The organism is Lachnoanaerobaculum sp. Marseille-Q4761 (assembly GCF_017565785.1).
In the GTDB taxonomy this organism is placed as follows: Bacteria; Bacillota; Clostridia; order Lachnospirales; family Lachnospiraceae; genus Lachnoanaerobaculum.
On the sequence record NZ_JAGEKB010000002.1, the window covers coordinates 339,336 to 362,070 of the forward strand.

A 22,735-nucleotide genomic window follows, 5' to 3' on the forward strand; every position below is an offset into this window, starting at 1 on the left:
AAGAAAGTTTTGTAAATGCAGTAATTATGTGGCTTTCAGCCGCAGACATAGCTATGCTATGAATAATTTAGGTTAACATTTAATACAGTACCTATTTCTTCATAAACTGATATAGTATCTAAGAAATCAACATCTTTGGCATATGGGTTATTCTGTGTGTATTTTTTCCATAGTTCTTTTGGTATTTCACTTTCTCGGAACAACTCTACTATTTCCTTGTACTGTAAAGCTGTTTCAAAAGAACCTCTGTATTTACTTGTTCTTTCTATTGCTTTACTTAATACATCTTCCTGTCTTATTGGCGATAATTTAATCAACTTATATTCAATATCTGCGTCAATTTTAATCGCTAATATTTCGTTTAAGATTTTTGTTATGGAAACTTCATTTAGAGAGTTCGGATTAACTCCCGTTTTCTTAGATATGTTCCTAATCGCTCCTTTTATCTGTTCCGATGTTTTCATAGTAGCACCTCCGTATATCGATTTAAAGCTTGCTCCATATTCATCTTAACAGCATACTTCGACAGTTTTAATAAATTTTTCTCCTTACTTGCAAAGTAAGATTTTATCACCTCGCTAAATACTTGGGCATCTATTCTGTCCTTATCTTTGATAATATCAAGTATAGTTCTTTCTTTGTCATACACTGATATTTCTCTGCCAAAGGGACCGGTTATAGTTATTTTCCCAATATCGTAATAATCTTTTTTTACATACTTAAAAATAATATTATCTCTTGCCGACTTAACTCTGCTGACATTATCTCCTACCTTTACACTCATCACATAAACAAGGGGCATTCTTGTTGATAATCCTTGTAAATACGCTGCTGTTTCGTGAGAAAAAATACCTTTGGGTATTCTATATGAGAAATAAAGATACTCATCAATATTCTCACCCGGAAGTACATAGAGTCCGTTAGCTATTTTTTCAAGTTCTTCTTTTATAGTTAATTCTTTTAGTATATCCTTATGAATACCAAGATTTAAGGCTTCTTTGGTAGTTATAATCCCATTATTTTCTTTTATTTTTCTTAGTAGTAGTTCTCGTTTACTCATTTTTATCACCGCCTTTTCGTTCTTAAATTATATTATTTATAAGAATAAAAGTCAATATTCTTGACCTTTTTCAGAAATAATCAAGGCATTGAACTTAGCCTTCATTCTTTCAATATATGCTCTAATCTGTCCCAATTTCTCCCAAGAATCTGCAAAAAAACAAGTCAGGCATATAACGGATATCATACTCCTTTTGAGGCTCGTTATACTGTGTAGAAAAATTAAACACACATATTACAAAAATACTTGATTACAAAAATGTAAAGAACCGCATAGAACAGATTTTGTGCAAATAAAAATCAGTTACATTAAGGAAATAATTGAAATAGAAAATAACATAGGCTATACTATGGGTGAAAAACAATCAGAAACAAATAGATTTATTATTCATTATTCAAAAAAGTGAACGCATGCGGTTCCGCTCAGGAGAAACGAATGGATTTAGAAAAGTATTTGTTTAAACATGTAAGAGTTGAGACCATATATGGTGAGACTGTAGTGGGTTATGTTAACATGTTTTGCACAGCAGAAGAAAATGAAAAACCGTATCTTGACAGCATTGGAATAATTTCAAGTAAGGCTGCACGATCGGGAATAGAACTGGACGAATCTGAAATAAAATCAATAGAGGAAATATAATACTTATGGTGAAAGATAACTACTTATAGCTGTAAATACCATTATCAAGATACAATTCATGTGTTTATGTATAAAAGATTGAAAATGAAGATTATATCAAAAGCAATTATAAGCTTAATAGTAAGCGTCAAAATAAGTACGTGTGACTAAAAGTCACGTAATTTGTAATAATTATTTCTCTACCACAACATAACTTCCGGTTTTATAATGTACATTTGCTTTATCATACCTAAAACCATTATCCTTAAAGGCATTCAATAAAGTATGCATAAAAAATCCATGTGTTACTACTATAGCATCTTTTCCATCCCTACAAAGCATATTTACAAAACTTTTTGCACGTTTTTTAGTATTAAATCTGCCTTCACTCTGTCTTTCAAAATTAAAAAGCCACTGAATTCGTCCCGCAAAATTCCAAAACCACAATGGTAATCTAATCTTCGAATCAAAAGCTGACCTTAAAGGCACTTCATCTATCAGTTCTGTTTGTCTAAGGTAAGCTTGTCCAAATATATTTATAGCAGTCTCTTTACTTCTTGACAGTGAACTTATATAAATATTTTTATAATTAAAATCAGGAAAGTTTTGCTCAGTGTGTTCGACAAAAGCCCTATCGTATTCTTTGCAGGCTTTATCAAATTCGTCTGAGGTATACCATTTTTTCCATATATATTTTACCCTTGAATGTCGCATAATAATTACTTTCACGATACCTCCCGAATAAGTCATAGCGGTTTCGGCCGCTCTATATTGTTTTTATGATAAAATAATGATTAAAAGGAAATTGCATTATGATTAATATTTGTCCCGTATCTGATTTTAGAAATAGTGTTGAACAAGACTCTGCACTCACAGACGATATCGAGCATAAACCGGATGAAGCAGATGAGGTCGCCAAAAGATCCGAAAAGTCGATATCCGAACAAAAGAAGAGCCGGTGCAGTCCTAAATACCACACCGACAAATATTTATATCTAAGCTTTTATTTTAATTCATTATTCTATTCTATTTTTTCAATTTTTAAGATTTTTCCTTATTCTTTTGCCAATACAAACATCGAATTACTGATCGGCACTCCTTCTTCAAATGCTCTTGTGTATTTATGGGTAGAGTTTAACATTTCTGACATTGGTAAGCTAATCAAGTCCTACAGTAGAAGGCCTGATGCTGTAATCAGACCTGATGATCAAGTATCCATTTCAACAGATCACCAAAAGAAAAGACTCCTGCAGCTATTTTCAAAAATGTGTCTGACAAATCATGCTGTGTATAGCTTAGTTCAATCTTGTTAAGCGCAAGAAATATAAGCATTGCATGTGCCCCAATACGCTTATTTCCATCAATAAAGGCATGATTCTTTGTAAGTCCTATGCCAAAACGTGCCGCCTTTTGCTGAATGGACGGATATATATCTCTGTCACCAAATGACTAGAACGGTGCATAGAGCGCCGATTCAAGTAGTCCCTCGTCTCGGACTCCTTTAGCACCTCCTGTTTCTGCTATCAGCTGAGCATGTAGAAGAATGACCTGTTCCTTGGAGAGAATAATCATTTGGCAAGCACCTCATACGCCTCGCGGTTCTTTTCAATGAGACGCTTTGACAGTGCAAGAATATCTTCATCAGATGCAGTCTGTTCTCTCTGTGCCTGATTAAACTCAATCAAAAGGTACCGCGGAGAATTGTTTTTAAGAATAATTACTGAACCTTTCTCATCGACCATACGAGCTACACGGGAAAAGTTCCGGTTTGCTTCCGTAATTGAAACCAGATTTTCAGTATCCACATTCATTGATATGACCTCCTGTCTATTTAATGTTTTTATTATATCGTATAATTAGGTTAAATTCAACCTATTGCAATCTGTAGGAGTAGTTAAAATCTCTGCGGTAAAATCTCTGCGACCTGCTACAGCTGAAAACAGTGCAAGATCCTTTACGTAAAAATTGCAATTAAAACAAAGTATTAAACTCTTCACCACAAAATAGGTAGAGAATTTAGTGTGTATAGGCGTAATGCCTCCACATGTGCTGATAGTACCTACCTATACTATCAAACGAAATGTAATTGGTAATTTAGAATAATACTATGGAATGAATTTATTTATCTTTATTTAATGCTTTTAGAAGCAGTCGCTCTGTTCTTGAAAAATAAAGATATTTTCTTAACGAATCGCTTACTCTCTTAAACCTGTATAGCAACTCCAATTCATCATAAATAGACCAGGATAATCTGGACAGTTCCTCTCTCCTCCTCTTCTCAATTTGCTCTTGAGTAAAGTCACACGAAGAAGTAACACGATTATCCAGTTTAGAACCCATCCCTTTTTTAGTATAGAAAGATCTTTCGATTTTTTCTTCTTCATTTAATAAAGGAAAATCAAGAAGATAAAGACGCCAAATATCAAATCGTTTAACTGAAAATATTCGTGTATATTTCCTTAATCTATCACTAGACAATTTACTCATAATTTCTAGAAACTCAGTCAAATCAGTGATCTCAACAAATCTAAATGTCTCAATATCTCCAGGTATATAATACTGCTGCTCAGCTAATGATATATAGTTAGGAACCTCTTTTTTTAAAAATATCTCAACAATTGAATCTTGACATTTAATTACATAATTAAAATTCTCAGATAATTTATAAATATGATTATCAATCCAAATTAATAATTTTTCGTACAACAAGACAACTTCTTCAAAATATTGACTATTTTCCTTATCAATTATTTTTCGAACATAACGTTTTTGACTATAGAAATAGAAGAAGAGACTTGGTAATATCGTAATCAAAGCTGCAAGGGCTGGTAACCTTGAAAAGATATCACTAATATTTACTTTTATTTGCAAAATATCTCTTAGAAATTCTTGAAGCTTATGCAAATAATAGACAATATCTCCTTTCAATATCTTCAAAGAGAAACAAGCAGACAAAAATGCCAAGAACATAGGTATGCTTATTATAAATCTAAATATATTAAGCAATAGCTTAGTCAAGGAGAGTTTAGATATCCCTATCCAGACTGAATTTTTTTCAGAGCTACCATAAGTTACCCAACCTACACGTAATAATATACTTAGTCTTAACAAATAATAATTTAATCTAATTGTGTAAAGTGCAATACTCACCTTTTTCGTTCTTATAGCCCATTGACCTAGTTTACTCAAACAAGAACTTACTCCCATATATAACTTAATAATTACTAAATCATATATCACTAATATACAGATTATTTCTAAATAAAATATAATAGTTAATGCAAATAGATTCCCTTGCGAAACTTCTAAATTAGTAGAAACAACAAAATTCACTATAACTTGCCAAAAAAATATTAATAATACTATCGCTATAAGCAACAAGATAATTTTATATATTTTATTAAACTTCATACCTTCAACTCTCTCATAAATTTATTTTAATCTGTCAGTCTCTAAAGTCTCTATAATTTCTTCCCAATAATCATACTCATCAAAATTATAATAGCTACAGTATTTTGTCCCAATTTTATCTTCTCAGAGAGGTTTGTTGCGCTCTATAAGGCAATTTTTATAGAGTCTATTTCAACTTTTTTCACTTTTTTACTATCAGTCATTTCGTTCTCCCAAAACAGCTTATTCATATTGTTTATTATACCACTAAAACCACAAAAAGACCTTAACCATTCGGTCAAAGTCGCTTACAACTCTACCTCAGTCTATCTAAAAATTGAAAGCAATTTTTCCATTCTTATGTGCTAATTATTTTGTCCAATAACTAGCACATAATTAGCTCATTAAAAACCATTTTATTTTCTAAACTAAGAATTTTAATGTAAGCGCACAATAACATGATGCCTTGTATTCCATCAAAATCCATATGATAATAATATAAAATAAAAGTGCTCAAAATTAAAAGAGCACTTTAAGTTATAGTTTACACTCTTCCTGCACATCCATTGACCAGGGCATTAAATCTTCCAAAAGATCAGTATCAGACTGCCACTCAGTATCAGGCATGTACATGAGGAGATATTCCAGATATGTGTAGGCATTCAATCCATTTGCCTTTGCTGTTTCTACAATACTATAAACAATAGCACTTGCAGACGCGCCTTTTGAGGTGTCTGAAAATAGCCAATTCTTACGACCTACCGTAAATGGACGAATTGCATTTTCAGCAGTATTATTTGAAATAGCACATCTTCCATCAAGTAAATAATTCTCAAGATATGGGCGTTGATTCTTTGCATAGATGATTGCTTTTCCAAGGGCTGAACCTTTCAAAGCTGTTATAGAATCAATCCAACTCCAAAAAGCCTCAAGAACAGGTTTTTCCAGTTCCGGACGCTTATAATATCTTTCTTTGTATGTTAAGTTTTTTAGGCTGTCTTCAATATAAAACAACCTATTACAATAATCCCTTCCGATCTCTGCATGAGTAAGAGGTGCATCCTTTACTTTTTGAGAAGGAATTGCTTCTATAAACTTTCTCCTAAGATGTGCCCAGCATCCGCACCTGGTTATATCAGAAAGTTTATTGTAACCGGAATAACCATCACAATGAACATATCCCCTAAAATCTTTGAGAAATTTCACCGCATGATCACCATTTCTTGAAGGCTGATAGTCATAAATGATAATGGATGGTTTGCCATCATTTCCTGTTTTATATAGCCACATATAAGACTTTGCCTGCGGTGCTTTGCCTTCTTCTTTAAGCACCTGTACCGGGGTTTCATCACAGTGTAGGATATCACGCTCCAACAATCTTTTATGCAGATATTCCACTATTGGTTTTAGATAATCCTCACTACAACGGATTATCCAGTTTGCCATAGTTGAACGTGTTAAAGATATTCCCAATTGCTCCCAGTCTTTTTCCTGTCGATAAAGTGGCATACCATTTACATACTTTTTATACATAACATTGGCTACTGAACTTGGAGAAGCCAATGAATGATTCATAAGTGATGAAGGAGTATGTGCCTTCACTATATAAGGATGAGTTGTGTGTTTACATTTTGGGCATTCGTAAACCAACTGAATGTAACGAACAATTCTAAGTTTTGCAGGAATATACTCTAATTCTTCTCTTACTACCTTTTTACCAAGAACTTTAAGCTTTGTATTACACTGTTCACAGTATTGATCTTCCTCAACAAGACTACATAATACTTCACGAACAGGCAGATCTTTTAGAAGCTCATCCCTTTTTGTTTTGCAATTTTTACGTCTATAGCCTTTAACAGCTGTTTCAATTGGCTCAGATACTCTTGCATCTGCCTCCAGTTCTGCCTCATTGAATAAAGAAAGTTGACCTTCAAACTGCTTTTTAGAAGTCTTCTCACTTGAAGAAGCAAACTTCTCCTTTCGAAGCAATGAAAGCATTTCAGTAAGGTTTTTTATTTGATTTTGAAGGTCTTTTATGATGTTTTCAAGGTGCTCTATATAGGCATCTTTATTTTGCATTTTTGTATATTCCTTACTATTTTGATGATATAATTATACTACAAAAAGTGACACACATCCAGTGAAAATAAGGCTATATAACGATTTCATTTAGCAGAAAGCTCCCTTTTTAGCAGGAAGGATTGATGACTTTTGCTCAATTGCAAGTCCCTCCATCAGCCAGCGAAATTGTTGCCATGAAATTACTTTTAAATCACTTTCATTGCGTGGCCAGCGAAAACTGCCATTCTCCAAACGCTTATATAGCAGTACAAAGCCATCTTTTTCCCAAAGTAGTGCTTTTATGCGATTGCATCTTTTTCCGCAAAAAAGGAACAATGCTGATTGAAAAGGGTCCATTTTAAACTGCTGTAAAATTATAGCGGCAAGTCCGTCAATAGATTTTCGCATATCTGTATATCCACAGGCTATATAGATATTTTTAGCAACACTGATATCGCCTAACATACGCTTTTGAGTGCTGACAACACTGTTTGTATGGTTTGCAGACATGTTCCTTCATAAATTTCGACAGTAGCATTTTGTAAATGAATAATAACTCCGGCATTTGTAGACGGTAAAGGTGAAGTGATTTCTATCTTTTTGAAAGTTGTAGGATTTTCCAAAGATTCTGAGGGGATAGAAATAGTCTCACATAACTGCTCACGAAGACGCTTTAAGTTTCTGTAATATGTTTGCTCACATATACCATTTACTTTACACCAGGCTGCTACAGTCATTTTACTGGACTGACAGTCATTAATAAGTGCTTTCCATTGCTCTTGTTTTAAATGCCTTTTTACTTTTGTTACTTGATCCATAATTACCTCCGACTTGCATTACTATACAGTACTATACTTCACTATAACTAAATAGTACTATACACTTGTTGGTAACTATTATCTCATTATTTATAACTGAATATAAGGCATTATATTATAAGGCGCTTACATTTTAATCGTTAACTAAAATGATATTCTAAGAAGTTTTTGACTCTTGTCAGATCGTAATACTTACTATAAAATTGCTAGATTTTCTGTAAGAATAAAACTACTATTCTATTTCTACTTCGCTGATGCCTCAGCTCGTACAAGCAGTGTTACCCCTTCATCATTGAAATACAAGCGTTCAATAATATCCTTTTCTTCTGCATTAAGTCTTGATATAGCATTTCTAACGGCTTCAATCATCATCTGTGTTTCAACGATCTTTTCTACATCAACACTTTCATCAACAATATTGTCTACAAAGTGTCCGTCATGATCCAATGATGAAAAAAAGAGCAAGTGGTTTTTCTTGTCCACTTGCTCTAAATACTTTTCGTGTTCTTTTTCTCGCCAGTAGACTTTATATATCTGCTCGCTGACTTTAACCCTTTGTCCGTTAACATAAAGGTAATATTCTTTTGGCATTTTATTTCCTCCATTACTTTTTTATCTGCGTTTTTAGACAAAAAAAGGAGGACTTCTGCACATAGGCATAATAAGTCCTCTAAAATGAAAGAAACTTGCTCTTTCCTTATATTTTAAATTTGATTTTTTATGATAATTACCAGTATCAAAAAGGTCTATTGTTTTTTTCTATATGAATAACAGACCCTAAATAATACATTGCAATTACCTCCATTATTTAATCCATTTTTTCCCTCACAAACAAAGATTGATTAAATCACTCCTGCTTTTTCAAAATGCTTCTTCAATAATTTCTTGGAAATCACTGCTCCAATCAATCCGCAAATAGCTATTAAAATAAGCATCATTACTGTAGTCATAGGAGAAATAATTTTAGTTAATGTACCTAAATATTTGCTCCCAAACATTTTTTCATAAGATTTAAGTGTTTGATCTGCATAAAAAAGAAATGGTACATACATTCCACCAAAGCCGGCAAGAACACAAAATATCATATATCCAATTGTTAATCCTTTATAATTGCCAATCCCTTTTGTTCTTGCAATCAACATAGCTATAATCCCGGCAAATATGCAACTAATGATATATGGTGGATAAAAACCTATAATGCTTGTAAGTACACAAAATAATAAAATCATCCATGGATTTTTTGTTTTTACCGGTACTAAGAAATAGGCAATTGCTCCAATAATTGACCATATCGGAACTGCTAATAACATTGTGTATGGCGATATGAACAGAAAAGATAACACTCTATATAAAACCTGTGAGCATAGCACCATTAGTGCTGTAATAATTAAATCTTTAATTTGAAATTTCTTTTTTTCTTCCATAATTATTCTCCTTGTTTTTAAATATTTTTTATTTTCATAATGATGATAGCTAGATAAAATACCATCATTATTACTAGCAATAACATATCAAGCATACGAAATTTGACTTCTGCATAACTAGTTTTTTTACACGAAACTCCAAGTCCTCGTGTCTCAACAGATGCCGACAACTCAGTTGCAGTACATAGCATTCGCATTAACATAGGAATCAACATCATTTCATAAACTTTAAAAGGATGTTTTAAAAATCCAAGGAAAGAAATATCAATCCCTCTAGTCTTAATTCCCTGCTTTATACAAGTAATATCCTGTTTTAGAGTAGGAAAAAATCTTAATATAACAGCTAGTGGAATGTTTATATAATATGGAATTTTCATATTTTGCAAGGAAGCTAATACTTCAGATATTTCACTTGTTCTAATCATATTTATAGTTGCGAGTGTCAATGTTATAAAACATAGGAAAAAATAGTGTATTGTAGTTGAAATAAATAATGGACTTATTTCCGCTACCATAAACAACACTATATATAAAGCTAAAAATTTAAAACAAGTTTTGTATATGCCGCTTATCATTCCATATGCAAATACTGACAAAAAAAGTAGAACTTCATACTTTTTACCGGTCAAAGTAAATACTAAAACCCCTATAATTAAAACTTGTAACAACTTAATTCTTGGATCATATCTTATTCCATTTTGTTTACAAGATTTGCTCATTCTTCATATCCCTCACTCTGCAGTAAAAATCTTTTTATTGTTTCAAACTCATCACTTTTCTTTAAATTGATCCTTTTGCTAACAGTATTATTCTCTATAAAAACTGCTTTAGTTGCTACTCTACTTAAAAATTCTAAATCATGAGAAATAACAAAAATCAGTATTCCTTTTTTACGAAGAGTATTAATTGCTTCAGATACGACTTTCATATTTTCATAATCAAGTCCACTGGTTGGCTCATCAAAAATCAGAATTTTTTTATTTGAAGCTATTGCAGCTGCAATAGTAACTCGCTGCTTTTGCCCTCCTGATAAGCTTTGCGGATGTCTATTTCTGAATGATGAAATATTCAATAAAGTTATCGCATTTTCTATTTTTTCATCATTTTGCTTAATACTATTCATAGAACTGAGCATTAACTCAGAAACAACAGAATCGGAGTACAATTGATAATCTGCATCTTGCATTACAAAATATACACTTTTATATAAGTTCTTTTGCTTTGTATATTTACCTTCAATAAAAAATTGTCCACTTCTTGCTTTTAGTAATCCTGACATTATTTTACCTAATGTCGTTTTGCCGTTTCCATTGTGTCCAACTATAGCTACTGTTTCACCAAAATTCCCTTCTAAATTACAATTACTCAAAACAGAATGATTAACATCATAGGAAAAAGATAAATTTTCCACTTTAAAATCTGCATTTTGCTTGTTAACAATAAGATTATCCTTTAGTTCATATTTAATATTACTTAACTTAAATGTTCGAAGTTTATACGCTCTAATATCTGAATCATTCAAGTTATCAATATCATTTTTCTTTAATTCTCTATCAATTTTTCCATCTTTCATTATTAAGCATTTATCTACTAAATTTTTTAAGTAGAACAATCTATGCTCTGAAACAATCACTGTATGTCCCTGTTTTTTTAACCACTCCATAATTTTTTTCAATTTAATAATTGAATGAATATCTAAATTTGCAGATGGCTCGTCAAAAACATAAATCTTGGGATTCAAAGTTTTTGCAGCTATAATCGCTATCTTTTGTTTTTCACCACTAGATAAAGAAAACATATCCCTATCCATAAGATTTTCAGCTTCAAAATCGTGAAATGCACAATTCACTCTATCTATCATTTCATCTCTATCTATTCCATAATTTTCAAGAGCAAATGCCACTTCCTTGGTACTATTCGTTGTAAAAAATTGACTTCGTGGATTTTGAAATATAGAAGCAATATTTTCTCCCATTTCTCCGGGAGTGATAGTTTTTATATCACTTCCTAACACTTTCACAGTTCCAGTTAAAACCCCTTCAAAGAAATGTGGAATTAAGCCGTTTATCAATCTTGTAACAGTTGTTTTCCCTGAACCTGACTGACCAGTAAGCAAAATAAATTCTCCTTCTTTAACTTTGAAATTTATATTGCTGAGACTCCCTTCTGTTTGTGTTCCATAACTGAAACTTACATTATCAAAATCAATAACTACATCTCCCATTTCATCACCTATATTTTCCAACCAATAGATTGTTTTCTAATTTCGATGAAATGTTTATATACTCCATCTTGACTAATTAGTTCCTTATGATTTCCTCGTTGCACAATTTTCCCTTTATCAATGACAATAATTTGATCTGCTTCTCTTACTGTAGATAGTCTATGTGCAATACTAATAAGGGTTTTATTTTTTGTTAACTCCTTTATTGCGCTGATTAGCATATGCTCATTTTCAGGATCTACACTTGAAGTTGCTTCATCAAGAATAATAATTGGCGCATCTTTCAGAATTGCTCTTGCAATAGATATTCTTTGCTTTTCTCCTCCCGACAGCGTTGAACCACCCTCCCCAACAACAGTATCGTATCCGTACTTAAGACTTGTTATAAAATCGTGGCAACACGCTTTCTTGCAAGCATGCACTACCTCATCATGTGTAGCATTCGGATTTCCAAACTTTATATTGTTTTCAATCGTGTCATTGAATAAATAAACCTTCTGAAATACCATACTGATATTTTGTAATAGGCTTTCAGAAGTAAAATCCTTAACATTATATCCTCCAATAAGTACTTCACCTTTATTAACATCCCAAAATCTTGCTATAATATTACAAAGAGTTGTCTTTCCGGAACCTGAAGCACCGACAATAGCCAAACTGCTATTCGACTTTATCTGCAAATTTATATTCTTCAAAATCTCTCTTTCGCCATATCCAAAACAAACATCTTTCAATTCAATGTCATAGGAATTCAAATCAATTTCTTTTCCGCCCTCATCAAGCGAAGGTATATCTGAAACATATTCCAATCGATTAAGTTGTGTTGCGAGCATTCTGCTTAAAAATGCTCCATCATTAACCAACTCCAATTCCATAAAAATTAGAAAAGCAGATACTATAAACATAAGAGTATATGAAAGTGGAATCAGAGATTTCATATATAGAATTATTGCAACAAACACCAATACACAGCTCGCAACTTTAAAAATCATTTCATATAGTTTCATTAAATAAGCTGAACCCTCAGTAACCTCAATATCAACTTTACATTTACTCATAAACGCTTTTTCAACTTTATTTTTTCCATCAGTTCCTTTTTCAAAAGAACGAAGTACTGAAATTCCTCTAATATACTCAATTGCATCAGTAACAAGCATTTCTTGTGAGTCTTGCATGATAGGAGAATATTTTTCGGTTTTCTTTGCGATTAATTTAAGAACGCCCATACCAAAGATGATTGCAATTAAAGATACCATCCCTACTGGAAAACAAAAGATCAATAACATGGTAGTCATACCAAAGGCATGAAAAAAACCTCCTACAATAAAGTTCATCGCAAGCATCGCCATACCCTCTAAGTCGGAAATAGTTGTTGTTAGAACCGCTTGGATTGTTCCTAAGTTTTTTTCTGAAAAATACCCCATTGGAGCTTTTTTCAGTTTTTCCCCTATTTCAATCCTTTTATCCTTAAAAATTTCATAACCTGATGCACTTAATTTTCTATCACAAAGATATTGAAAAATAAATCTGCCGAATATACTCACAACTACAATTGCTGTTGCCTGCATAATAATAGGCATATTCAACTGTTCAAGATTAATCATAATCAGTAAAACCGCCAACAACATCAAAGAAACGAAAAATGATTTTAATCCACTAAATACAAGACCAAGGATTACATTTTTTTGATACTTTCCTGATATTTTTAATATTCGTTTTACAATGCTAATCATTTACATCGCCTCCTTTTCATTATCTAGTCCGCCCACATAATTTTTCCACAAGGAAGCATATACTCCATCTTTTTTTACAAGGTTTTCATGAGTTCCATTCTCTACAATTTCCCCATCTTTCATAACAAGGATTGTATCAGCATTTGTAATAGTAGAGAGCCTGTGAGCGACCACTATAAGAGTCTTTCCTTTAATAAGATTGTTGATTGCACTTTGAATGAGATATTCATTTTCCGGATCTGCAAATGCAGTTGCTTCATCTAAAATTATTACCTTAGATTGTTTTAACATTGCTCTTGCAATCGTAATTCTTTGCCTTTCTCCACCGGACAAAGAATCTCCTGCATCACCTACCTTTGTGTTATATCCATCTTCAAGTTCCATAATAAAGTCATGGCAAGATGCAGCTTTAGCCGCCTCAATAACCTCATCATCACTTGCAGTTGGGTTTCCTATTTTTATATTTTCTTTTATGCTTGTATTAAACAAGAAATTATCTTGAGCAACATAGCTTATCTCATTTGTTAGCTGTTCAAATGGAATTTCAGGTATTTTTTTCCCACCATAACAGATACTTCCCTTGGACGGATCCCAAAAACCAGCCATAAGTTTTGCTATTGTAGATTTTCCGGAACCGGAACTTCCTACCAATGCGGTTACTGTGTTTGGTTTTAATTCAAAGTTGATATTTTTTAGCACAAGTTCCTTATCATATGCAAATGAAACATTTTCAAAACGATAAAGAGTGTCATCAAAAATTACCTTCTCTTTTGGTCTTTTAAGTTCCTCTTTCGATAGAAATTCTTCTATTACATCTAAACTTGCCTTAACCATGTTAAATTGTTCAGAATACTTCCCAATTTTCATTAAATGTGCAATAAACCCTATTGGCAGTATAATGCACACAATAAAACTTGATAGAGAGATTTTTGAATTCATATACAGATATGCACCAACCGGCAAAGTCCCCAAAAGTGTTGACGGCATAACCGCTTGAACAAATGCTGACCATAACCAACTTTGTTTCCACCAAGCAAGTGTACTATCATGAAAAAAGTTAATCGCATGAGTAAATTTCTCGTAAGAAGAAGCACTGTGATTAAAAGCTTTTATAACTTCAATTCCATTGATATACTCAACCAAAGTACTATTCATATTATTTTGAGCTGTAGTATAAGTTTTACTTCTAAACTCATAGTCTTTCATCATGCCTATATATCCTAACATCCCTAACGGAATAGTAAGTAATGAAGCCAACCCCATCCTATAATCCAAAGTAAAAATCAAAACTAAAAATAAAACAGGAGATACTATACTTGATGTTATCTCCGGCATAAAATGAGCCATTGAATCTTCCAGCTTCGACACTATATCTACGATTAAATTTTTAAATTTACCTATAGGTGTATCTATCATTACACCCATAGGTACTCTTAACATTTTTTCAGCTACTAAACTTCGTATATTTTTTAAAATATGAAATGTTGCTTTGTGTGAGGTTATTGTTGAGTATAATGTAAAAATTCCTTTTAAAATTTGTCCGCACAAAGCAATAAGTGTTAAATAAAATACGGTTCTAAATGACACTTCAGATTGATATATTTTTTCTATCAACTTGGCAATCGCTAAAAACGGAATCATTCCAAACAGCTCTCCTATGGTCGCTAATAAAATTGATTTGTATAATTGTTTTTTCTCTCCACCGGCGTATTTAAGCAACTGTGAAATAGCATTTTTATTGTTACTTTTCAAGAAAACACCTCCTCCAAACAAATAGTTAATTAGTTATTGCTAACTCTTTGATAAAAAATCATCTGTTATTTATCTTCATTAAGCCTTTCCAACCATAATATTGAAAAACAACAATACTTCTAATATATTCACTAACATTATCATGCGGTATATCATGAAGAACGCATTCACATAGAGATGTAATATATCCTTTTGTAATAACATGAACTTCAAACTCTTTAATTTCTGTGTTGATTTGCTCCTGTTTAGCATCGAAATGAATAAGCTTCATGTTTTTAGCTGTATATCTTTCAGTAATATCCTCAATAAAATTTTCCACTTGTGAGCCTTTGCTACACGCAAAAATCAGCTTAAAATTATCAAAATGTGCATACATATAATCAACAAATAGCATTGTTTCTAAAAATAAATTTTCTATAATCGCTTCATCATCGACTAAATCAGAGTCTATCTTAATAGTTTTATTTTCACTCTTTTTTTCAACATCAGAAACAACATTTAGCGTGTAATTATATTCTTCTTCAATCAGAGCAAAAAATAATGCTTCCTTGTTTTTGAAATGACGATAAATTGCTCCAGTAGTTACTTTTGCTAATTTAGCAATTTCAGCCACCTGTGCATTTTCAAATCCTTTGCTTAAAAATTCCCCTTTAGCACATTCTAAAATTCTATTTTTTGTTATATCAGAGCAATAAGACATATAACTCTCCCCTCCTATTTTTTATTTTGATAATTATATTATCTTAGATAATTATATTATCACTTTTTTGGTTTTTAGTCAATATATCACCAATCCTATAAATTATCGTCTGAACCCTTTACAAGTATCCCAACCCTTTTCAAAACCCTTAACTTCTCCTGCTTCTTCTGTTCTAGCCTTGCTTTATACCTTTCCTCATATTCCTGTTGTTTGCCGTTTGCTTTACGCTTTAGATAATTTTGGTGAAGCCTATCTTTTCTTTCATTTATTTTTCCTTCTTCTTCCTCAAGCTTTTGTTTTTCTTCTTCGCTTACAGGTACGGCTTTTCCTTTCACATAACGGTAATATTCTTTAGCCACTTAGTTATCCTCCTTTCCCTGTTCTGTGGTTTGCTTTTTAAGAATAAAAAAGGAGGACTTCTACACTTTGGCGTAAAAAGTCCTCTTAACTTGAAAACTACTGATTTGTTATATTGACTATTTGTATGTTTGTAATGGCGATATATTGCTATACAAAAGTAAGTCCAAGCATAAAAAAGGATAATTATATCGTTCTGTGAAAACTGAAACTATAAGTTTTGACATGATTATCCCTCCATTACTTTTCCTCCTAAGTAAATCTATTATTAAATCACTCCTGCTTTCTCAAAATGTTTTTTAAGTATCCTTGTTGCAACAAATGCTCCTATGCAAGCAAGAATAAAAGTTATAAAACCAAAGCCTACTGTCCACGAAACTTTGAAATAAGATAATGCTTCATTTATTTGTGCTTCACTCATTTTCCATTTTGATGCTCTTTCCACAAAAGAAGTTGTCCCGAATAAAATCACAGGAATTACTGTTCCTAAAAAATCTGCTAATGCAAATGTCCCATATCCAATAACCATTCGTCCCTTGCTCTCATAATTTCCTATAATCAAATCACATATGATTCCACCGATTACAGCAAATACTGCATGAGGTAAATGTCCTCCTGACAATGCAATTAAGCCAAGAAGAGTTCCTGATATTGTAAATACTCCCTTCTTTTTAACTTTTACAGCCATAAGGATATAAACGGTGGCAGCTACCATAAAGCTAACTCCTGAAGCAATAAATCCTCCAATAACTGTTGTTGCCATAGCAAAGCTGGCTGCCATGTATATGACAATTCCAATTGCATTAAAAATTCCGATTGTAATAAAATCACGACCATTTAATTTGTTTTTCATAAAAGTTATCCTAATAAATTTTCTGTATTACTATCACAAGAGCAATCATAAAAGCTCCTAATAGTCCAATCATTAAGTCTGTTTTTCTAAACCGCAATTCTGTTAATGTTACCCTTTTCTCATCACTATCAAGTCCTCTAATGAGTGCTGAAGCTGACAATTCATCTGAAATCTTAATCATTCTCATTAAAAGCGGAACAAGCGTATATTCAATATATTTAATTGGATGTAGCAACGGGAAAAATCTGCTTGTTACGATTCCTCGAATCTTCATATTCTCTTTTAATGCCTTGAGTTCTATTTTTATAGTTGGTACAAACCTAAGCAAAACACTAAAAGGTATACCAATGCTTCTTGGCACTTTCATTCTATTTAATGCTTCAAGCATTTCACTTACACTTGTAGTCTTTGTTATATATCCACCAAACATAGCAATTAAGGTCATTCTTGATGCAAAGTAAATAAACATATATATTGCAAATACGATGCTTGCTTCACAAAACTTTCCAAGCCCTAACTCTATGCAGTATAAAAGCACAAAAAACAAAATAAAGCGTAATGCTCTTTTCCACATCCTGCTATATAAATATAGAAAAAAGGCAAAGACGATTAGTCCAAAAAGTAGAATTGTGTCGCTTATAAAAAAGCTCGTAAAGGAGGCAATTGGAAGTAGAGTAAGTTTTATTCTTGGATCTATAGTTCTTCTATCTGACAAGCTCTCTACCTCCTCTCATCTTGTCTAATATGAGAAATTTATTACTTTCACTCATATCTAAAACAGTTTCTATTTTTCCATCTCCCATTACCCACAACTTGCTCACTGTGTTTGCTAAAAACTCAAAATCATGACTTATTACCAAAACTGTTGTTCCATTTTTTAATTGTTCTTCAATCAGTTTTGCGACGGAAAGCATTGAGTCTTTATCACAACCTGATGTTGGTTCATCATAGATAAAAATCTTTGCCTGTTTCATCATTCCACAAGCTATTGTAAGTCTTTGTTTTTCTCCTCTTGACAAAGCAAACGGATGCTTATCTGTATATTTGTCTAAGCCAAGTACACTCAAAATAAACTGTGCCTTTTGGGTATTTTCTTTTTTATCTTTACCCTCCATACCAAGTAGCATTTCATCAAGTACACTTTCCGAAAATAACTGATAGTCTGAATCCTGAAATACAAAATATGACATATCCATTAAATCTTTACGATTCAACTCTTTATCTTTTTCCACCCATATTTTCCCCTCTTTTATCTTCTCAAGTCCTGAAATTACCCTTGCAAAAGTAGTTTTCCCGGTACCATTTAACCCAATAAGACCAATGGCTTTTCCGCACTCCATATTGAAATCAAGATGATTTAAGATATATTGGTTTTGCTTATTTCCAACCTTAGTTGCACTTGGGTAACAAAATTTCAAGCCTTTCCCACTGATACTTTCATCATTTAATTGATATAAATCTTTCTTCTCGCTTATCCTGTATTCTTCTAATTCAAGAGTTCTTAGTCCATTATCATCCCAAAACTCCCCTTCAAGATGGATAACTTCTTCCCGACTCAAGTCCTGTGCAATCTCTCCATCTTTAACCAAAAGAAAACGGTCAAATAAAGATTTTACATAGTACAAACGATGTTCAATTAGAACAACAGTTGTTCCCTTTTTCTTTAATTTTTCCAAAATTAAAAATAGGTCAAATGTTGCTTTCATATCCAAATTTGCTGAAGGTTCATCTAAAATCAAAACTTTCGGATTCATCGCACAGATGCTTGCAATAGCTATCTTTTGTTTCTGTCCGCTTGATAATTCAAAAACAGATTTTCCTTTCAGTTCCGGGGTATCCAATTCTGCGTATACTTCTTCTACTCTCTGTTTGATTTCATCTCTTGATTTGCAGATGGTTTGAAGCCCAAAAGCTATTTCTTCATCTGTCGTTGTTGTAAAAAATTGACTTCTTGGATCTTGAAATACAGTCCCTACAATATGTCCTACTTCATGAAGTAATAGTTTGCTTATATCTTTTCCATACGCAAAGGCTTCTCCTTGCATTTTGCCTTTGTAATAATGTGGAATAAGACCATTCATTACACTTCCAAGAGTGCTTTTACCACTTCCACTTTTCCCTGAAATTAAAACAAATTCACCTTTTTTAATTTCAAGATTGATATTTTTTAAAGCAGTTCGTCCATCTTCCCATTCATAAGAAACATCTTTTAACAAAATCATGGTTACACCTCATACTGAGCTTTCCATAATTTTGTGTAGTAGCCATCTTTCTCAAGAAGTTCCCCATGCTTTCCTTTTTCAAGTAAATTGCCTTTTTGAAATACGAGAATTTGGTCAGCTTTTTGAATTGTTTTTAAATGATGAGCCACTACAAGTACAGTTCTATTCTTTGCAAGTTCTGTAATAGCATCTTGTATCAAAGATTCATTTACAGGATCAACATTACTTGTCATTTCATCAAGAATTAAAATAGGTGCATCCTTTAGAAAGGCTCTTGCAATAGATATTCTTTGTCTCTGCCCACCTGAAAGAATCCCACCATTTTCTCCAATATCAGTTTTATAACCTTTTGGTAAACTCATAATGAAATCATGTATCCTTGCCTTCTTTGCAGCTTTAATGATTTCCTCTTTTGTAGCTCCTTTTTTACCTACTCTGATATTTTCTTCAATCGTGTTATCAAACAGTTGAACATTCTGCATGACAATGCTGATACGATCTAAAAGCTCATCATAAGGAATATCCCTTATATCAGTTCCTCCAAGTGTAATTTTCCCTTTATGCACATCATAAAATCTTAAAAGCAAGTTGGTTATAGTAGTCTTTCCACTACCAGATTCTCCAACTAAGGCTGTCATTGTTTTTTCAGCAATATCAAAACTTAAATTTTCCATTTTAAACTCATCTTCTTCATAGGAAAATTTAATATTTTCAAAGGCTATGTTATTTTGCTTCGGAATAATACCATCTGCCTTGTCAGGTATTATATCTGCATACAAAATTCTTGAAAGTCTCTCATAGCTGTCTACCGCCGAAACATAATACATATAGTGTTGTTCCATAGAAGCGAACGGCTTATAAAACTCTTTTGAAATTACTGCAAAGATAATAAAATTAAGTACATCAAGATTTCCCTTTACAGCAAATATTGCTCCTGCGATTAAAAGAATTAAATATCCAATATCCAGTAAAAAACCAAATATAGATAGCTGTTTTGCCTTAAATCTTGAAGCTGCTTTACTTGTTTCTCCAAACTTTTTCGTTTTGTTCATAAGCTCATTATCTAAGCTCTTATTCTCCCCAAAACTCTTTAATACAGGTATTCCTCTAACATATTCAACAAATAAACTAACCATATCAAGAAGGCTTAAGTTGTTCTGATTTTCTATTTTTTCAGACTGCTTAATTGTCAGATATAGAAAGGCAAGTGCAATTGGAACGGATACTGCCATTATCAGTGCCAACTTTATATCAATATTTGCAAGACCAACAAATACGACTGCACCTATCAAAAAATCACCAAACATTCTTGACCACATATGTCCTACAACAAGGGACATATTATCAACATCTTTGTGTAAAATTGTATTTATTTCCCCAAGTCGTTCATTGGTATAAAATCCCAAACTGAATTTCTTTAATTTGATAATCATGCGTTCTCTTATTTGCTGAACAATATCAAAACCTGCACTATGCTTTTTCATATCCGCAACCATGTTACAAATACCTTTGAAGACTACAAGTAATCCAATCGCAATAAAATATTTATATAGGCTTGCTAAGCTCGTTCTATCAAAGATTTGGAACAGTATAGAAAATACGATAACAATCATGGCTATGGAGCTTAATCCATAAAGGGCAAAGAATACGCTTGATATAATCAAATCTCTCTTGCCGGTTTTTGTAAGTAGTTTTAACATTTCTCTAAACATTTTCTGTTGCCACCTCCATACACTCGCAATCCACTTCGTTTCTTGTTCGTGAAAGACTATTATCTTTCAAATTCCATCTATCAACTTTGTTCTGTTCATCAACCATATCCTTATAAAAATCACATCTTTTCATCAACTCTTCATGGCTTCCTGCATCAAGAACAACACCCTTATCCATAACTATAATTTGGTCTGAATCTCTAATCGTATTTAGATGGTGAGCAATTGTAATGATGGTTTTATCCTTACTTAAATCATCAATCGCTTCACCGATTAGTCTTTCATTTTCACTATCAACAGCTGCCATTGCCTCATCTAATATTAAAATCGGTGCATTTTTGAGTATCATTCTCGCAATGGATATTCTTTGTTTTTCTCCACCGGATAACTTAACTCCCATTTCACCTACTTGTGTTTCATATCCATTTGGTAAAGCAGAAATAAAATTATGGCATCTTGCTTTTTTAGCAGCTTCTATGACTTCTTCTTTTGTCGCATTAAGTTTCCCGATTGCAATATTGTCAAAAATACTTAAATCGAAAAGGATGACCTCCTGTTGCACACTTCCAATAAGATTTGAAATATTTTCCTGACTGTAATCCTTTATATCTTTCCCATTTATTTCTATTCGTCCGCTGTCAGCATCCCAAAAACCCATAAGCAAATTGGATACTGTACTCTTACCGCATCCACTTGCTCCAACAAAAGCATTTAAGCTGTTTTTCTTAAAAATAAGATTTATATCCTTTAACTTGAAACTATCTTTTCCGTATGCAAAATTCACATCTTTAAATTCTATATTTCCAAATTCTAAACCTTGTTCTATCTTTTTCTTTGGAAGCGAAACGGTTAAAACTTTTCCAATCGCCTTTAGAGCTTCCTTAAACACAATAGAAAAATGTTGCAATGTAGCTGTCTTACTTATAGATGCAGTAAAGGCAGACGATAAAATAATGGCAAGTATAAAATTAGGTGTTGTAATATTTCCATAGTAAAGAAATATGCTTCCTAAAATCATGACAATAACTACTCCAATTTCCATAAATATGTCAATGAGTCCCATTGGAATTGTAATTGCTCCCATGCTCTTTTTAACCCAGTAAATATACTCTCTTGCCGTTTTTAATGTTCTTTCGCTAATCTCCTCTTCTTTAGCAAAAGCCTTAATCACAGAAATGTTTTTTACATATTCCATCAACTCTTCTCTCATCTTATTTTCATGATTAAAGTAAATAGCAAAGTTCTTATCCATTGTTTTCTGTGAAAGAACTTTTACCAAATACATGAGTGGAACTCCGGCAATCATTCCAAGAGCAAGACGCCAGTCTACAAAAATCATAGCTATGAAAATAATGGTAGGCAGAAGCGTAACTGCCATTATTTCAGGAAGACCATGAGCAAGGTATACTTCCACTTGCTCCACATCATGCTGAACAATGTTCGTAAGCTCCCCTGTATTATGTTCTTTGAAAAATCCCAAACTTAGTTTTTTTAGATGCCCGATAATATCTATCCTAAGTTCTGTCAATTTTTCGTATGCTTTCTCATGGGCAACCTTTGTTGCAAAATAGTAAAACACGCCTTTTAATACAAACGATATAAAGATTCCCAAGAATATATACTTTAAATTACCTTCGTTAATATTGTTTGTGATTAAAGAACTAATCAAATATACAAGTAAGATTTGTGGTATCAAATCAAATACTATTTTTAAAGCAAGAAGTGAATTGGATAAACCATTTTTCCCAATCACCTTTTTCCTTAATTCTTTTTCCGGCATGAACAACTCTCCTTTCAAAATTGAATAATAT

General features: G+C 32.4%; 22 protein-coding genes and 1 pseudogene. 1 reads left to right on the forward strand and 22 read right to left on the reverse strand.

The annotated features are described in order from the left end of the window. Window positions 1–56: 56 nt before the first annotated feature. On the reverse strand, window positions 57–464 hold the full coding sequence (locus J4O15_RS08760) for a hypothetical protein (RefSeq protein ID WP_208100489.1): 408 nt from the start codon (window positions 462–464) through the stop codon (window positions 57–59). Further along, complete coding sequence (locus J4O15_RS08765) at window positions 461–1,060, reverse strand: type IV toxin-antitoxin system AbiEi family antitoxin domain-containing protein (RefSeq protein ID WP_208100490.1); 600 nt, start codon at window positions 1,058–1,060, stop codon at window positions 461–463. The genes J4O15_RS08760 and J4O15_RS08765 overlap by 4 nt, the downstream gene beginning before the upstream one ends. Window positions 1,061–1,495: 435 nt before the next feature. On the opposite strand from J4O15_RS08765, the gene J4O15_RS08770 reads away from it, so the two are divergent. Beyond that, entirely contained in the window at window positions 1,496–1,699 is a 204-nt protein-coding gene (locus J4O15_RS08770) for a hypothetical protein (RefSeq protein WP_208100491.1), read from the forward strand. 171 nt (window positions 1,700–1,870) lie between these two features. Here J4O15_RS08770 and J4O15_RS08775 read toward each other — a convergent pair whose 3' ends face one another. The 20 genes and pseudogenes from J4O15_RS08775 to J4O15_RS08875 form a co-directional block, all read right to left on the reverse strand. Then, entirely contained in the window at window positions 1,871–2,407 is a 537-nt protein-coding gene (locus tag J4O15_RS08775) for a histidine phosphatase family protein (protein WP_208100492.1), read from the reverse strand. Between the two features lie 465 nt (window positions 2,408–2,872). After that, the gene (locus tag J4O15_RS16460) at window positions 2,873–3,109 is read right to left on the reverse strand and encodes a type II toxin-antitoxin system death-on-curing family toxin (protein ID WP_334299464.1); all 237 of its coding nucleotides are present in this window, start codon (window positions 3,107–3,109) and stop codon (window positions 2,873–2,875) included. 137 nt (window positions 3,110–3,246) lie between these two features. Next, window positions 3,247–3,489 carry a type II toxin-antitoxin system Phd/YefM family antitoxin gene (locus J4O15_RS08790; RefSeq protein WP_009218370.1) on the reverse strand — a complete coding sequence of 81 codons (243 nt, stop codon included), beginning with the start codon at window positions 3,487–3,489 and terminating at the stop codon, window positions 3,247–3,249. Between the two features lie 307 nt (window positions 3,490–3,796). Next, window positions 3,797–5,011, reverse strand: a complete 1,215-nt coding sequence (locus J4O15_RS08795) for a hypothetical protein (protein WP_330638749.1) — start codon at window positions 5,009–5,011, stop codon at window positions 3,797–3,799. 594 nt (window positions 5,012–5,605) lie between these two features. Next, on the reverse strand, window positions 5,606–7,147 hold the full coding sequence (gene tnpC, locus J4O15_RS08800) for an IS66 family transposase (RefSeq protein WP_208100165.1): 1,542 nt from the start codon (window positions 7,145–7,147) through the stop codon (window positions 5,606–5,608). A 90-nt stretch (window positions 7,148–7,237) separates the two neighbouring features. Further along, a complete protein-coding gene (tnpB, locus tag J4O15_RS08805; RefSeq protein WP_009219909.1) occupies window positions 7,238–7,639 on the reverse strand; it encodes an IS66 family insertion sequence element accessory protein TnpB in 402 nt (133 codons plus the stop codon). Further along, a complete protein-coding gene (tnpA, locus tag J4O15_RS08810) occupies window positions 7,588–7,947 on the reverse strand; it encodes an IS66 family insertion sequence element accessory protein TnpA (protein WP_009219910.1) in 360 nt (119 codons plus the stop codon). The genes tnpB and tnpA overlap by 52 nt, the downstream gene beginning before the upstream one ends. Before the next feature lie 258 nt (window positions 7,948–8,205). Further along, window positions 8,206–8,538, reverse strand: a pseudogene (locus J4O15_RS08815) (sigma-70 family RNA polymerase sigma factor); the annotation flags it as partial. A gap of 251 nt (window positions 8,539–8,789) precedes the next feature. Further along, entirely contained in the window at window positions 8,790–9,371 is a 582-nt protein-coding gene (locus tag J4O15_RS08820; protein WP_208100494.1) for an MptD family putative ECF transporter S component, read from the reverse strand. Window positions 9,372–9,388: 17 nt separating this feature from the next. Continuing rightward, the gene (locus tag J4O15_RS08825; RefSeq protein WP_009218365.1) at window positions 9,389–10,090 is read right to left on the reverse strand and encodes an energy-coupling factor transporter transmembrane component T family protein; all 702 of its coding nucleotides are present in this window, start codon (window positions 10,088–10,090) and stop codon (window positions 9,389–9,391) included. After that, complete coding sequence (locus tag J4O15_RS08830) at window positions 10,087–11,595, reverse strand: ABC transporter ATP-binding protein (RefSeq protein WP_208100495.1); 1,509 nt, start codon at window positions 11,593–11,595, stop codon at window positions 10,087–10,089. The genes J4O15_RS08825 and J4O15_RS08830 overlap by 4 nt, the downstream gene beginning before the upstream one ends. Before the next feature lie 8 nt (window positions 11,596–11,603). Further along, window positions 11,604–13,328 carry an ABC transporter ATP-binding protein gene (locus tag J4O15_RS08835; protein WP_208100496.1) on the reverse strand — a complete coding sequence of 575 codons (1,725 nt, stop codon included), beginning with the start codon at window positions 13,326–13,328 and terminating at the stop codon, window positions 11,604–11,606. Then, window positions 13,329–15,080 (reverse strand): ABC transporter ATP-binding protein, encoded by a 1,752-nt coding sequence (locus tag J4O15_RS08840; protein WP_208100497.1) that lies wholly within the window; start codon window positions 15,078–15,080, stop codon window positions 13,329–13,331. A 58-nt stretch (window positions 15,081–15,138) separates the two neighbouring features. Next, on the reverse strand, window positions 15,139–15,780 hold the full coding sequence (locus tag J4O15_RS08845; protein ID WP_208100498.1) for a TetR/AcrR family transcriptional regulator: 642 nt from the start codon (window positions 15,778–15,780) through the stop codon (window positions 15,139–15,141). Between the two features lie 95 nt (window positions 15,781–15,875). Further along, the gene (locus J4O15_RS08850; RefSeq protein WP_208100499.1) at window positions 15,876–16,139 is read right to left on the reverse strand and encodes a hypothetical protein; all 264 of its coding nucleotides are present in this window, start codon (window positions 16,137–16,139) and stop codon (window positions 15,876–15,878) included. A 266-nt stretch (window positions 16,140–16,405) separates the two neighbouring features. Further along, a complete protein-coding gene (locus tag J4O15_RS08855; RefSeq protein ID WP_208100500.1) occupies window positions 16,406–16,990 on the reverse strand; it encodes an MptD family putative ECF transporter S component in 585 nt (194 codons plus the stop codon). 10 nt (window positions 16,991–17,000) lie between these two features. Continuing rightward, window positions 17,001–17,705, reverse strand: coding sequence for an energy-coupling factor transporter transmembrane component T (locus tag J4O15_RS08860; RefSeq protein WP_208100501.1), 705 nt, complete (start codon window positions 17,703–17,705; stop codon window positions 17,001–17,003). Beyond that, the gene (locus J4O15_RS08865) at window positions 17,695–19,212 is read right to left on the reverse strand and encodes an ABC transporter ATP-binding protein (protein ID WP_208100502.1); all 1,518 of its coding nucleotides are present in this window, start codon (window positions 19,210–19,212) and stop codon (window positions 17,695–17,697) included. The genes J4O15_RS08860 and J4O15_RS08865 overlap by 11 nt, the downstream gene beginning before the upstream one ends. 2 nt (window positions 19,213–19,214) lie before the next feature. Then, entirely contained in the window at window positions 19,215–20,924 is a 1,710-nt protein-coding gene (locus J4O15_RS08870; protein ID WP_208100503.1) for an ABC transporter ATP-binding protein, read from the reverse strand. Beyond that, the gene (locus J4O15_RS08875) at window positions 20,917–22,704 is read right to left on the reverse strand and encodes an ABC transporter ATP-binding protein (RefSeq protein ID WP_208100504.1); all 1,788 of its coding nucleotides are present in this window, start codon (window positions 22,702–22,704) and stop codon (window positions 20,917–20,919) included. Before J4O15_RS08875 ends, J4O15_RS08870 begins: the two co-directional genes overlap by 8 nt. Window positions 22,705–22,735 lie beyond the last annotated feature (31 nt).